Origin of the sequence: Bartonella sp. AA78NXGY (assembly GCF_042197005.1) — a bacterium.
Classification (GTDB): domain Bacteria; phylum Pseudomonadota; class Alphaproteobacteria; order Rhizobiales; family Rhizobiaceae; genus Bartonella.
Genome location: NZ_JBHIRI010000007.1, coordinates 107,734 through 120,766, shown reverse-complemented (window position 1 = coordinate 120,766; position 13,033 = coordinate 107,734). Strand labels below are relative to the sequence as shown.

Annotated in this window: 14 protein-coding genes; all 14 read left to right on the top strand. The window is 38.0% G+C overall.

Going from position 1 to position 13,033, the window contains the following annotated elements; genetic code table 11:
- The coding region (locus tag ACFINL_RS05670) for a YadA-like family protein (protein WP_375606732.1) at positions 1-276 on the top strand (276 nt) is incomplete at its 5' end.
- A complete protein-coding gene (locus ACFINL_RS05665; protein WP_273790643.1) occupies positions 273-878 on the top strand; it encodes an invasion associated locus B family protein in 606 nt (201 codons plus the stop codon). The genes ACFINL_RS05670 and ACFINL_RS05665, both read left to right, overlap by 4 nt.
- A 904-nt stretch (positions 879-1,782) precedes the next feature.
- The gene (locus ACFINL_RS05660) at positions 1,783-3,093 is read left to right on the top strand and encodes a Ppx/GppA phosphatase family protein (RefSeq protein WP_375650921.1); all 1,311 of its coding nucleotides are present in this window, start codon (positions 1,783-1,785) and stop codon (positions 3,091-3,093) included.
- A gap of 29 nt (positions 3,094-3,122) precedes the next feature.
- Positions 3,123-3,851, top strand: a complete 729-nt coding sequence (locus ACFINL_RS05655; RefSeq protein WP_375611866.1) for an RlmE family RNA methyltransferase — start codon at positions 3,123-3,125, stop codon at positions 3,849-3,851.
- 173 nt (positions 3,852-4,024) lie between these two features.
- Positions 4,025-5,050, top strand: coding sequence for a GTPase ObgE (obgE, locus tag ACFINL_RS05650; RefSeq protein ID WP_375650917.1), 1,026 nt, complete (start codon positions 4,025-4,027; stop codon positions 5,048-5,050).
- 1 nt (position 5,051) lies between these two features.
- Positions 5,052-6,191 (top strand): glutamate 5-kinase, encoded by a 1,140-nt coding sequence (gene proB, locus ACFINL_RS05645; RefSeq protein WP_375638380.1) that lies wholly within the window; start codon positions 5,052-5,054, stop codon positions 6,189-6,191.
- Positions 6,192-6,236: 45 nt separating this feature from the next.
- Complete coding sequence (locus ACFINL_RS05640; RefSeq protein ID WP_375650913.1) at positions 6,237-7,493, top strand: glutamate-5-semialdehyde dehydrogenase; 1,257 nt, start codon at positions 6,237-6,239, stop codon at positions 7,491-7,493.
- Positions 7,494-7,522: 29 nt separating this feature from the next.
- Complete coding sequence (locus ACFINL_RS05635; protein ID WP_375611862.1) at positions 7,523-8,116, top strand: nicotinate-nucleotide adenylyltransferase; 594 nt, start codon at positions 7,523-7,525, stop codon at positions 8,114-8,116.
- A 111-nt stretch (positions 8,117-8,227) separates the two neighbouring features.
- Positions 8,228-8,614, top strand: a complete 387-nt coding sequence (rsfS, locus tag ACFINL_RS05630; RefSeq protein WP_375610572.1) for a ribosome silencing factor — start codon at positions 8,228-8,230, stop codon at positions 8,612-8,614.
- A gap of 1 nt (position 8,615) precedes the next feature.
- Positions 8,616-9,098 carry a 23S rRNA (pseudouridine(1915)-N(3))-methyltransferase RlmH gene (gene rlmH, locus ACFINL_RS05625; protein ID WP_375621159.1) on the top strand — a complete coding sequence of 161 codons (483 nt, stop codon included), beginning with the start codon at positions 8,616-8,618 and terminating at the stop codon, positions 9,096-9,098.
- 133 nt (positions 9,099-9,231) lie between these two features.
- Complete coding sequence (locus tag ACFINL_RS05620; RefSeq protein ID WP_375630013.1) at positions 9,232-10,476, top strand: murein hydrolase activator EnvC family protein; 1,245 nt, start codon at positions 9,232-9,234, stop codon at positions 10,474-10,476.
- The gene (locus tag ACFINL_RS05615; RefSeq protein ID WP_273790634.1) at positions 10,466-11,776 is read left to right on the top strand and encodes a S41 family peptidase; all 1,311 of its coding nucleotides are present in this window, start codon (positions 10,466-10,468) and stop codon (positions 11,774-11,776) included. The genes ACFINL_RS05620 and ACFINL_RS05615 overlap by 11 nt, the downstream gene beginning before the upstream one ends.
- A 39-nt stretch (positions 11,777-11,815) precedes the next feature.
- The gene (locus ACFINL_RS05610) at positions 11,816-12,343 is read left to right on the top strand and encodes an RNA pyrophosphohydrolase (RefSeq protein WP_375611860.1); all 528 of its coding nucleotides are present in this window, start codon (positions 11,816-11,818) and stop codon (positions 12,341-12,343) included.
- A 99-nt stretch (positions 12,344-12,442) separates the two neighbouring features.
- A complete protein-coding gene (locus tag ACFINL_RS05605; RefSeq protein WP_273790632.1) occupies positions 12,443-13,003 on the top strand; it encodes an invasion associated locus B family protein in 561 nt (186 codons plus the stop codon).
- Positions 13,004-13,033: the final 30 nt, after the last annotated feature.

Below are 13,033 nucleotides of genomic sequence, written 5' to 3'. Positions count from 1 at the left end.
ATGAAGTTTGAGACATTGAATTATGCTATTCAGGATGTTCGGAAAGAAGCAAGACAAGCTGCTGCTATTGGTCTAGCGGTGTCCAACTTACGTTACTATGATATACCAGGATCTTTAAGTGTTTCATTTGGGAGTGGTTTATGGCGCAGTCAATCTGCACTTGCTATTGGTGCTGGTTATACATCTGAAGATGGAAATATTCGCTCGAATGTATCTGTGACAAGTGCTGGAGGTCATTGGGGAATAGGCGCTGGAATTACTCTGAGGTTGAGATGATAATAGAAAAAATGGCTGTTATTGTAAAAACGAGAAGTATGTTAGTAAAGGTTCTGCTGTTTGCTCTTGCCTTAATAGGCAAGAGCGAAAGCTTTGCCAACGAGAACAATAATATTTATACAGTGCATCCACCGCACTTATCGATACCTAAGGGAGAACCTGGCGAAACACGTCGAATTATTATGCAGTTTTATGATTGGACTTTGATTTGTGACGAAAAACAAAAGCTTAAACATAAGCAAGGTATATGTAATGTGACACAGACGGTTCATGATCAAGAAGGAAATACCATTTTTAGTTGGTCTCTTGTTTCTACGACAAGTGGTCAAGCAGTGATGCTTTTTCGAACATTGCCAAATTCTGATATAAATGTTCCGATTCAAATGTTTGTAAAAGATGTTAAAAAACCTGTTCTTATTAATTATACGCAATGTAATGAAACGGTTTGTTTGGCACAATCACCTGTAGGGCCGGTTTTGACTAAACAAATAGAGCAGAACAATAAGGTACGTATTTCCTATAAAACTAAAGAAGGTAAGGTATTTTCTTTTACTGTACCATTTAAAGGGTTAAATGCAGCACTTAATTCTTTCCGTCCTTAGAATTCATCGAGTATTTTTAACAAGAGTCATTTTTCCATAAATTGTTGTATTATATTTTTGAGTGTAAATTATAAGGTCAAATAAGTAAGAAGTTTTATATAATATGATATCGAGGTGATTTATTGGAAAGAGTGAGAGTTTTATGAATATAAAGTCACAGTAAGTTCTTTATATGTAATGGAAAATCAAGTTAGTGTTTCCTATAATGCTTAAAGAGTGATTTCGTTAGTTATTAAAAGTAAAAAAGATTAGAAATACTCGATTTCTTCCTTACAATAATGAGTAGACTAAATTCTTTTTTAAGCTTAAAATGGATTTTTAAAGCGGTCTGATTAAGCATTAATATTTTTCAGATAAATTTATAATTCTAGAGTTTTTTTGAACGATAGTTTTTATTGGTATTCACGAAATAACAGCTATTGTAATTGCATTTTGTAGTACTATGGAACTTTTATTCCAGCATAATCAAAGCCATTTCATTGCATATAACAACGAGGTTTGTGTGTGGATAACGAAAAAAATTTTTTTTTCTTATAAACCGTACTAATGTATAGGTTGTTGTAACCTTAAAAGTCAGCAAATAGTATGATAGTGTAGGTTTGTTACAATAGAGGTATGCTCCGTGTAAATGGTATAAAGAAAAGAGCATAATTTATAAAAATTGATGTGAACGTAAACGATTAATTTATAGTTTTAAGTTCATAAAGAGATGCATGATTTCACGGAAACAACCGAAAGATTATACAAAAATCTGAATGATGTTAGTGTAGAAAATTTTAATGATAGAAAAAGAAAGAATGATTTCTTGTATATATCATTTGATGCTGCATTATTGCTTTATTTAGGAATGAGCAGAAGAGTTTTCGCGTTTATTTATTGGGGGAACGCTCAAGGGATAAGGGACATGACCCCGTTAAATTATGGTTCAAAAGAGTTAAAGCAAGGAGAAATATACGATACCAAAGCAGATCAATTGTATGATCAGTGCGGTAGTAATACAAATAATCTTTCTGCATTGTCACGAACAGAGGCATACTCTGTCCTTGTTGATATAAAGAGACAACAGAGAAAAAAACATTATGAACAGAAACAGGTTTTTGTTCAATCTGAAGCAGCTTTTGAGTTTCATAATCAGATAATGATAGGTGCTCAAAAAACAAAAAAACTCAAAGCACCTTTTCTTCGACGGTTTCATTCAGTAAAATCTCCACCTCTTTATGCGGCACTTGATCTCGGAACAAATAATTGTCGTCTTCTTATCGCATCTCCCAGTAAACCTGGATATTTTCGTGTTGTTGATGCTTTTTCTCGTATTGTACGATTGGGAGAAGGTTTAATAAATAACGGTTTTCTTAATACACAAGCTATGGATCGTGCGATTGAAGCATTAAAGATTTGTCATTTAAAGCTAAAACAAAGGCATATTAAGCGTTATCGCTTGATTGCAACGGAAGCTTGTCGTTCTGCAGAAAATGGTAGACATTTTATTCAGCGTGTTTTGGAGGAGACAGGTCTTGAATTGGAAATTGTTGATCGGCAAACAGAAGCGCGTTTTGCTGTTACAGGGTGTAGTACACTTGTTGAACCAAATACTGACGCAATTGTGCTTTTTGATATCGGAGGAGGATCATCAGAAATTGTGCTACTTGATGTTTCTCAAAAGCGTTCTTTTCGTTTAGCTCGACAAATTATCGCTTGGACTTCTCTTCCTGTTGGTGTTGTTACGCTTGCTGAACGTTTTGGAGGGAATGATATTAGCTTAGACGATTTTGAAAAAATGAAGAGCTATGTGCGAGGGTTATTAAATAATTTTTCAGATCGTCATAAATTAGGAGAGTTAGCACAAGGTTCAAAGTTTCATCTTTTGGGAACCTCCGGTACGGTTACGACTTTAGCAGGAATGTATCTTAATTTAGAGCGTTATGATAGGAAAAAAGTGGATGGCATTTGGATGAATGATGCGGACATTACGCTTATGACACAACGCCTATTATCATGGGATATAGAAAAACGTGTCATAAGCCCTTTTATTGGACGCGAGAGAGCAGATTTAGTTTTAGCTGGTTGTGCAATTTTAGATGTTATTCGGGAAGTTTGGCCAAGTCAGCGTTTAAGAGTTGCTGATCGTGGATTAAGGGAAGGAATTTTGATAGAGCTAATGTTACGCGATGGAGTATGGTGTCGTCATAGAAAGAGCAGAGATTTCAAGTGTTAGGGAATTAAATATGGAGACAATGAATAACGATGAAAAAAACAACAAAAACACCGAGAGGTGGCTATGGAGGTTCAGGGTCACATGAATTATATCAGCGCGTAAAAAAGAAAGCAGGAACCATTAAAGCTTCATCACGACGATGGTTAGAGAGGCATCTGAATGATCCTTATGTCCATCAATCAAAAGTAGATGGGTACCGTTCGCGTGCGGCTTATAAACTCATTGAAATTAATGAGCGCTATAGGTTTTTGAAAAAAGGCCAAAAGGTTATTGATCTAGGAGCAGCACCTGGAGGCTGGTGTCAGGTGGTTGAGCGTATAGTAGGGTCAAGTGATGAGGATCCTAGCGTTGTTGGTATTGATTATTTACATGTTGATCCATTGCCTAGAGTTGCCATGTTGGAAATGGATTTTTTGCATACAGATGCACCGCAGAAATTAATTGAAACTTTAGGGACAAAACCGGATGTGGTTCTTTCTGATATGGCAGCGCCAACAACAGGTCATCGTCAGACGGATCATTTAAGAACGATTTATTTATGTGAAGTTGCGGCTGATTTTGCTCTTTCGGTTCTCAAGCCTGGGGGATATTTTTTAGCAAAGGCTTTTCAAGGGGGAGCAGAAAACACTCTTCTTGCAAGATTAAAACAGCATTTTAAAAAAGTCTACCATGTTAAACCACCTGCAAGCCGATCAGAATCAGTAGAGCTTTATCTTCTAGCACTTGAATTTAAGGGAAAAACAAAAGTACAAGAATAGCACCTTCTTTTAAGAAGACTTAATTTTACTTAACCTATTTAAATGCGATGATTTTTTTCTCAAAGAGTTATCGGCGATAGTGACAGTTTTTCTGTTATCAATGATGAAAAACTGGTAAAATTAATGTATTGCCTATAGAGGTAGAGAGATTGATTCCTCAGTGAGTGTTTCCAATGAAATTTCTTGATCAAGCTAAAGTTTATATTCGTTCTGGTAATGGAGGTTCTGGAGCAGTATCATTTCGCCGTGAAAAATTCATAGAATTTGGGGGGCCTGATGGAGGGAATGGAGGACGGGGTGGTGATGTCTGGGCTCTTGTTGTTGATGGACTTAACACGCTGATTGATTATCGGTACCAACAGCATTTTAAAGCAAAAACAGGGGGACATGGCAAGGGGCGTAATATGACGGGTGAGAAGGGTGATGATGTCATCCTTAAAGTTCCGGTTGGGACTCAAATTTTTGAAGAAGATAATACAACGTTAATATGTGATTTAACGGAAGTGGGACAGCGCTATCGCCTTGCAAAAGGAGGGAATGGCGGTTTTGGCAATCTTCACTTTACAACATCGACAAATCGGGCACCGCGTCGTGCAAATCCAGGTTTGGCTGGAGAAGAGCGTGCAATATGGCTTCGTTTGAAGTTGATTGCTGATGCGGGGCTTGTTGGTTTACCAAATGCCGGAAAATCAACTTTTTTAGCTTCTGTAACGGCTGCAAAACCAAAAGTTGCAGATTATCCTTTTACCACTCTACATCCTCATCTTGGTGTTGTACGTATTGATGGTCGTGAATTTGTTTTGGCTGATATTCCAGGATTAATTGAAGGAGCGCATGAAGGTGTGGGAATTGGAGATCGTTTTTTAGGACATGTGGAACGTTGTCGCGTACTGCTTCATCTAATTTCTTCTCAAGAAGAAGATGTTGCAAAAGCATATCAAATTGTGCGTCATGAACTTGAGGCATATGGAAATAATCTAAGTGATAAAACTGAAATTGTTGCTTTAAGCCAGATAGATACGCTAACGATTGAAGAGCGTGAAGCTAAACGGGAAGCTTTGCAAAAAGTAACGGATCAACCTGTTATGATGTTTTCTGCGGTTAGCCGCGAAGGTTTAGAAAATGTGCTGCGTGCTGGTGCACATATTATTGAAATGTCACGCAAAGAGGAGATCAGTGGGGATAGCAAGGTTGATTGAGATGGCTGTTGGATCGCAAAAACTTACACACTATAAACGTATTGTGGTCAAGATTGGATCTGCCCTTTTGGTTGATCCTCAGGCAGGTTTACGGGTTGAGTGGCTTAAAAGCTTGATCAATGATGTTGTTGAATTGCATAAAAAAGGCGTAGAGATATTATTGGTGTCTTCAGGCGCTATTGCTTTAGGAAGGACATTGCTACAGCTTCCTAAGGGGGCTTTGAAATTGGAAGAAAGCCAGGCATGTGCTGCTTTGGGGCAAATTGAGTTAGCAAAAACCTATGGTGATGCGCTTGCTCAACATGGGCTCAAAACAGGCCAAATTTTGCTCACTTTATTTGATACGGAGGAGCGAAGGCGTTATCTCAATGCACGTGCAACGATTGAGACGCTTTTATATTTGGGAGCTGTGCCTGTTATTAATGAGAATGATACTGTTGCAACAACTGAAATTCGTTATGGTGATAATGATCGTTTAGCTGCACGTGTGGCAACAATGGTGAGGGCAGATCTTTTAATACTTTTATCCGATATTGATGGTCTTTATACAAAGTCTCCCCATAGTGATCCTACGGCTGAATTTATACCTTTTGTTGCATCCATTACGCATGATATCGAAAAAATGGCAGATGTTGCTGCTTCAGAGTTTTCACGGGGAGGAATGAAGACTAAGCTTGAAGCCGGAAAAATAGCTAATGCTGCTGGAACGGCGATGATTATCACCTCAGGCAAGCGTATGAATCCTCTTGCTGCAATTGACAAAGGTGAACGCAAGAGTTTTTTTGCGGCAAGTAAGAAATCTGTCAATGCTTGGAAAACATGGATTTCTGGTCATTTAGATCCATCTGGTGTTTTGACGATTGATCAAGGAGCCATTAGGGCTCTTGAATCAGGAAAATCATTATTAGCTGCAGGGGTTATTGGCGTTGAGGGAAATTTCCAGCGTGGGGATACGGTTGCAATTGTTGGTACAGATGGAGTTGAGATTGCTCGTGGACTTGTAAGCTATGACAAAGATGAGGCTGTACGCATTATAGGACATAAAAGTGAAGAAATCGAAGCTATTCTTGGGTATGAGGCGCGCTCTGCTATGGTGCATCGTAATGATATGATTGTACGTTGCTTGACCAATACTGTTTAAAAAAGTTACTTTTGTTTTTATTGTTTTGGCAGAGTGGATGTTACGATGACTTTAGAAGAACAAATGAAAGATATGGGACAAAAAGCACGCTATGCCGCTGCAGCATTGGCTGTTGCTTCTTCTGAGCAAAAGAACAATGCATTAGAAATGATCGCTTTAAGTTTAGAGGCTCAGTCAGATGAAATTTTACGGGCGAATTGTCAAGATTTAGAGAATGCTGCTCAGAATAATTTGAAAGCTGCAATGATTGATCGGCTAAAATTAGATGATTTGCGTTTACGTGCAATGATAGACAGTGTTCGCCAAGTTGCTCGTTTATCTGATCCTGTTGGACAAGTGATGGATGAATGGACGCGTCCAAATGGGCTTCATATAAGTCGTGTACGAACACCTCTTGGTGTGATTGGCATTATTTATGAAAGTCGTCCCAATGTTACAGTTGATGCGAGTTCTTTGTGCTTAAAAGCAGGTAATGCTGCGATTTTGCGCGGTGGTTCGGATAGCTTTCATTCTTCTCATGCTCTTCATTTAGCTTTGGTACAAGGTTTAGAGCGCTCTGGTTTACCCAAAGATGCTATCCAAATGGTTGGAACGACAGATCGTGCTGCCGTTGGGGAAATGCTCAAAGGATTGGATGGAGCGATTGATGTGATCGTACCACGTGGTGGAAAGAGCCTTGTTGCCCGCGTTCAGTCTGATGCACGTGTTCCAATTTTTGCTCATTTGGAGGGACTTTGTCATATTTATATTGATAAATCGGCAGATTTAGATATGGCACGCAATATTGTTTTAAATGCAAAGCTGCGGCGAACAGGGATATGCGGTGCTGTTGAGACAGTTCTCATTGACGGCCAAGCATTAAAAAAATTTCTTCCTGTTTTAACTGCTTTACAGGAAAAGGGGTGTGAAATTCGTGCCACAGAAGATATTGTTTTTCTTATGCCAGATGTCAAATTAGCTTCTGAAGAAGATTGGTCGCATGAATATCTTGATGCTATTCTTTCTGTTAAAACGGTTGAGGGTGTTGAGGGAGCCATTGCTCATATCAAGCGTTATTCATCAGGACATACGGAATCGATTATTGCTGAGGATTTGGAAGTGGTGAAGAATTTTTTTAATCATTTAGATTCAGCTATTTTATTACACAATGCATCTACACAATTTGCTGATGGAGGTGAATTTGGTTTTGGAATGGAAATTGGTATCGCAACAGGAAAAATGCATGCACGTGGTCCCATAGGTGTTGGACAGCTAACATCATTTCAATATCACGTTAAAGGAAATGGTCAGGTTAGAGCTTGAGAACACCATTTTTTCCATGGAAAAATTGTATGCCACATGTTGAAAGATCTAATGTTGTGGGTCTTTTTGGTGGTTCCTTTAATCCACCGCATGCGGGGCATCTTCTTGTTGCAAAAATTGCCATTCGGCGTTTGCATCTTGATCAGTTATGGTGGATGATCACTCCAGGAAATCCTTTAAAGGATTGTACACAGTTGCTCCCTTTAGAGGAGAGAATGCGATTAAGTTTTAAACTTATTGACCATCCGAAAATTCGCTTGACAGGTTTTGAAAAAGCTATAGGGAGCAAAGTATCGGTAGATACGATTTTTCATATTCTTACTCATTACAGTGGCGTAAATTTTGTATGGATTATGGGGGCAGATAGTTTTGCGACGATACATCATTGGTATCGATGGCATGATATCGTCTCTATGCTTCCTATTGCGATTATTGATCGTCCTTTAGGCAATCGGTCAGCACTTTCCTCTCCTATGGCACATATTTATCGCCGTTTTCGTTTGGATGAGAGAGAAAGTAAGCGATTACCTTTTATCAAGCCACCTGTTTGGACTTATTTGCATGGACCTTTATCTTTTCAATCTTCAACAAACCTTCGTTTGAAGAAGAATGATTTTTCTTGAACATTTCATAAGATTCTGCTTCTCTTTAGAGAAGTCTTTTTTTTAGATTCCACAACGATAAGAAAGGATATTGATCTGAAAAACGTTGCACACAAACACTCTTACGATATTATGCCTTCAAAAGAAAAAAAAGTTTTTTCTGTTAGTGAGAGTCTTGAAGTTATTCTCAAGAGTTTAGAAGATACAAAAGCAGAAGATATTGTTGCTATTGATATTCGAGGGAAGTCATCTTTGGCTGATTATATGGTCATAGCTTCAGCAAATTCGCAGCGTCATGTATCGTCTGTTGCTGATCATTTATTACATACTTGGAAAGATAGTGGGCAGGGGCTTGCGCGTGTAGAAGGGCTTGCTGGAGGTGACTGGGTATTGATTGATACAGGTGATATTATCATTCATCTTTTTCGTCCAGAAATTCGTCTTTTTTATAATTTAGAAAAAATATGGATGACGCCGGATTTAAACGATACGGCTTTGCTTCTCTTCGGAGATCATTAAAATGCAAATTTCTATTTTTGCGGTTGGTCGTATGAAAAGTGGGGCGGAGCAAAAATTAGTTCAGCATTATTTGGATCGTTTTTCTAAAATTTCTGGAGATGTAGGCTTTCATTTAAAAAAGTTACAAGAGATACCAGAAAGTCGTGCTCAAACAGTTTATCAACGTATGGAGGAAGAGGGGAGAAAACTTATTGAATTTTTACCTGAAAAATGTCGATTAATTGTGTTAGATGAGCGTGGAGAATCGATTTCGTCAATTTCTTTTTCTGAAAAATTGAGGTGTTATCGTGATGAGGGCATTCGAGATGTCGTCATTGCTTTGGGAGGACCTGATGGGCATAATGAACAAATAAGGAAGCGTGCTGATTTTCTTTTATCTTTTGGTTTGATGACGTGGCCACATCAAATTGCACGTATTCTTCTTACAGAACAACTTTACCGCGCTGTAACAATTGAAAATCATCATCCGTATCATCGTTTTTAATATTTTTGTTCAATTTTTAGCACTTATTTATATGTTTATTAATATTGTTTTAGCTGACACCATTTAAAGCATCTCTAATGTATACAATGAGGTGTCATGGTTTTTGCAAATGAAAAAGCTTCTTCATAGAAAGATGCTATATTTATATGAGGAGTGCGTCATATTTGTCATTCTGCTCTTGAGTATATTTTTTTGCTTTTCTGTATCGCATGCGGAAGATACAATGAGGAGTACGGAAGTCCATAAAGAATTAGGAGAAATTCGCCAAAATATTTCACTTTCGCGTGAGCGTGTTGCTTTTCTTATGCATCAAGTTGAGCATTTAAAAAAAGATCAACGTGTTTTGAGTGATGCACTCATAAAGGCGGCTAAAGAAGAACGTATAGTAGCAGATGATATTGCTAAAAGGGAAGAAAAGCTTAAAAAAATGATAGAAAAGCGGGTACAAGTCTATCAAAGTTTAAAAAATCGTCGTGCTGAATTTGCGGAAGTTCTTGCACTTTTGGAGCGTATGGGATTGAATCCGCCTCCTGCTCTTATGATACAGCCAGAGGACGCGTTGGCTTCTATACGTAGTTCCGTTTTATTAGGTACTGTTATTCCTCAGATGCAAGAGAAAACGCGAGATTTAACAGAAAAACTCAAGGAGTTGACCAATTTGAGTAATTCCATTACTACGGAATATAAGGCATTAAAGACAAAACTGCAAAATCAAGCAGAGCAGCGAAAACGTCTAGAGCTTTTATTAGACCAAAAAAACAAACTACAAAAAAAATCAGAAAAAGAACTTACAGAACAGCAACAAAAAAATATTGCTCTTGCTAAAAAAGCGCAGTCTTTGGAAGAATTGATTTTAGAGCTCGACCGCCAGTCAAAATTTAGCTCTGATGCATCAGTACAGGTACGGAAAAGTTTGCAATTGTTAGAACAGTCCAATTTTGAAAGCCGAAAAGGTTCTTTACTTTTTCCTGTTTCAGGAAAAAGAATACGTCATTCTAATAAAAGTTCGCAGATTACGCGCTTTGGTGAAACGATAGAAACAGAGTCAGGAGCTGTTGTTATATCACCTGTAGATGCTTTTGTTGCTTTTGCTGGGCCATTTCGTTCTTACGGACATTTAATCATTCTCAATGTTGGAAATGGTTATCATATCATTCTTACTGGAATGTCGAGAATTAATGTAAAACAGGGGCAGTTTGTTCTTTCAGGTGAGCCTCTGGGTATAATGGAAATGCAATTTATTTCAAACAGTGTTGCATTGGATATAGGAAAAACTTCTCCAATGCTTTACATTGAGTTTAGAAAGCAGGGGAAACCTGTAAATCCAACTCCTTGGTGGCAGACTGAAAAAATAAGAAGGAGCCAAAATGATTCGTAAAGTTATTCTTTTGGTCGCTGGGGTATTGCTCGGCGCCTGTTCAATGATTATGGTGCAGTCTGTTGCTGCGAATAATGAAGATAATGCATATAAAAAGCTAGCTATATTTGGCGATGTTTTTGAGCGTGTACGTATGCAATACGTTACAGTTCCAGATGATAAAAAGCTTATTGAAAACGCTATCAATGGCATGCTCACATCACTGGACCCTCATTCATCTTATTTGAATGCTGAAGAAGCCAAGGATATGCGGGATTCTACGAAAGGAGAGTTCGGAGGTCTTGGTATTGAGGTCACTATGGAAAAAAACTTAATTAAAGTTGTTTCACCAATGGATGATACTCCCGCTTCAAAAGCAGGTATTCTAGCAGGAGACCTTATTTCAAAAATTGATGATGTACAAACGAATGGTCAAACATTGAATGAAGCTGTTAATAAGATGCGAGGTGCTCCTGGAACACCAATTACCTTAACAATTATTCGTTCTGGCGTTGATAAGCCATTTGAAGTGAAGATTGTTCGTGATATTATCAAAGTAAAAGCGGTGAAATATCGGGTTGAAGGTGATATTGGATATTTAAGAGTTATCCAGTTTTCTGAACAGACATTAAATAATCTTCTAGCGGCAATTAAAGATATCCAATCTAAAATTCCTGAAGATAAGCTAAAAGGTTATGTCCTTGATTTGCGGCTTAATCCGGGTGGGCTTTTAGATCAAGCTGTTAATGTTTCGAGTGCTTTTCTCAATAAAGGTGAAATTGTGTCGACTCGTGGGCGCAAAAAGAGTGATGTGACAAGATTTGATGCGAAGCCAGGTGATGTCATTAATGGAAAACCGCTCATTGTTCTTATTAATGGTGGTTCAGCAAGTGCTTCTGAAATTGTTGCGGGTGCACTGCAAGATCATCGTCGTGCAACAATTTTAGGGACGCAGTCTTTTGGTAAAGGATCTGTTCAAACAATTATTCCTTTGGGTGAAAATGGGGCTTTACGCTTAACAACAGCACTTTATTACACGCCATCAGGCACTTCTATTCAAGGAACAGGGATCACACCAGATATTATTGTAGAGCAACCACTCCCTGAAAAATATAAAGGTTATGATGTAAAAGTTGGTGAGTCTGCATTAAAAGGACATATCAAAGGAAAACGAGAGAGTAATAAAGGATCTGGTTCAGCTGCTTTTGTTCCCAAAGACCCTAAAGATGATATTCAATTGAATGAGGCTTATAAACTGTTACGAGGTGAAATGGCAAATGCAGCATTTCCACCAGATCCCAATAAGGATGTGTTAAAGTGAGAATTGATATCTATAGCTTGCGATTTTGAGGAATATTAAATGGATGCAGATATTAATTTGAAGATTCTTCCATATCGCAAATGTGTTGGGATTGTTGTCTTTAATCATGAGGGGAAAGTGTGGGTTGGGCGTCGTTTAATGATGCCCATTCATGCAGATGCAGATATTGACATATCTCATCGTTGGCAGCTTCCTCAAGGAGGGATTGATGAAGATGAAAAACCATTAGATGCGGCATATCGTGAACTTTATGAAGAAACGGGTATTCGATCTGTAAAGTTGATTAAAGAAGCACAAAATTGGTTCCATTATGATTTTCCACAAGAACTTATTGGGTGCACATTAACAAATAAATATCGTGGGCAAATACAAAAATGGTTTGCTTTCCAGTTTACAGGAAAGCTTTCTGAAATTGCGATTAATCCGCCACCAGATGGCAATAAAGCGGAATTCGATCAATGGAAATGGATTGATCTAGAAACCCTTCCGTTGATTGCTGTTTCTTTTAAAAAGCACGTTTATACGAAAGTTGTCAGCGAATTTCGAGGTAGCCTTAGACCATTATAAAAGCTATATGATTATGAGAAAGCTTTTTTTATTAAGATGCTTTATATTATAATAAATAATAAACATGTTTATCTTTTATGTAAAGAACAGGAATATAAAATGAAAAAGTTATTTAATTTACTTATAGTTTTTACTCTCTTGAGTATTTCATCTGTTGCATTTGCAACAAGTTCAAAGCCTCCTGCATCAAAAGATGCGGCAGCGACATTGCCAAATGGAGCTTCTTCTTTGACTGAAACCTACGGTTTGTGGACTATTAACTGTGGTATACAAGAAGGGAAAAGAATTTGTTTTATGCACCGTCAAGAAGTAAATGAGCAGGGGCGTGTTGTTGTGGCTATGGGCCTTACTCTCGATGCTGAGGGTGTTGTATCTGGTAATTTAACAGTTCCTTTTGGCATTTTGGTTTCTAAACCTGTTCGTTTACAAGTTGATGAGGGAAAAGCTGTTATCGAAACCGGTATCCGGACTTGTGTACCAGCAGGTTGTGTGGTTCCTGTCGTTTTTGACAAAAATCACGTAGCAGCTTTACGTTCTGGAAAACAGTTAAAGTTGGCGATGACAATTGCTGCTGCAGGTGAACCAGCTTTGAATGATTTATTTGTTCAGCTAGATGGTTTTAGCAGTGCTCTTAATCGTTTGACTGCTTTGCAGAAATAATTTTAAAACTAAAAGCGGCCTTTAAAAGGC

What these genes read in the sequence shown, in the direction of transcription:
- ACFINL_RS05665 (WP_273790643.1), top strand. Translation starts at nt 273, where the DNA reads ATGATAATAGAAAAAATGGCTGTTATTGTAAAAACGAGAAGTATGTTA.
- ACFINL_RS05660 (WP_375650921.1), top strand. Translation starts at nt 1,783, where the DNA reads ATGACCCCGTTAAATTATGGTTCAAAAGAGTTAAAGCAAGGAGAAATA.
- ACFINL_RS05655 (WP_375611866.1), top strand. Translation starts at nt 3,123, where the DNA reads ATGAAAAAAACAACAAAAACACCGAGAGGTGGCTATGGAGGTTCAGGG.
- obgE (WP_375650917.1), top strand. Translation starts at nt 4,025, where the DNA reads ATGAAATTTCTTGATCAAGCTAAAGTTTATATTCGTTCTGGTAATGGA.
- proB (WP_375638380.1), top strand. Translation starts at nt 5,052, where the DNA reads ATGGCTGTTGGATCGCAAAAACTTACACACTATAAACGTATTGTGGTC.
- ACFINL_RS05640 (WP_375650913.1), top strand. Translation starts at nt 6,237, where the DNA reads ATGACTTTAGAAGAACAAATGAAAGATATGGGACAAAAAGCACGCTAT.
- ACFINL_RS05635 (WP_375611862.1), top strand. Translation starts at nt 7,523, where the DNA reads ATGCCACATGTTGAAAGATCTAATGTTGTGGGTCTTTTTGGTGGTTCC.
- rsfS (WP_375610572.1), top strand. Translation starts at nt 8,228, where the DNA reads ATGCCTTCAAAAGAAAAAAAAGTTTTTTCTGTTAGTGAGAGTCTTGAA.
- rlmH (WP_375621159.1), top strand. Translation starts at nt 8,616, where the DNA reads ATGCAAATTTCTATTTTTGCGGTTGGTCGTATGAAAAGTGGGGCGGAG.
- ACFINL_RS05620 (WP_375630013.1), top strand. Translation starts at nt 9,232, where the DNA reads ATGCTATATTTATATGAGGAGTGCGTCATATTTGTCATTCTGCTCTTG.
- ACFINL_RS05615 (WP_273790634.1), top strand. Translation starts at nt 10,466, where the DNA reads ATGATTCGTAAAGTTATTCTTTTGGTCGCTGGGGTATTGCTCGGCGCC.
- ACFINL_RS05610 (WP_375611860.1), top strand. Translation starts at nt 11,816, where the DNA reads ATGGATGCAGATATTAATTTGAAGATTCTTCCATATCGCAAATGTGTT.
- ACFINL_RS05605 (WP_273790632.1), top strand. Translation starts at nt 12,443, where the DNA reads ATGAAAAAGTTATTTAATTTACTTATAGTTTTTACTCTCTTGAGTATT.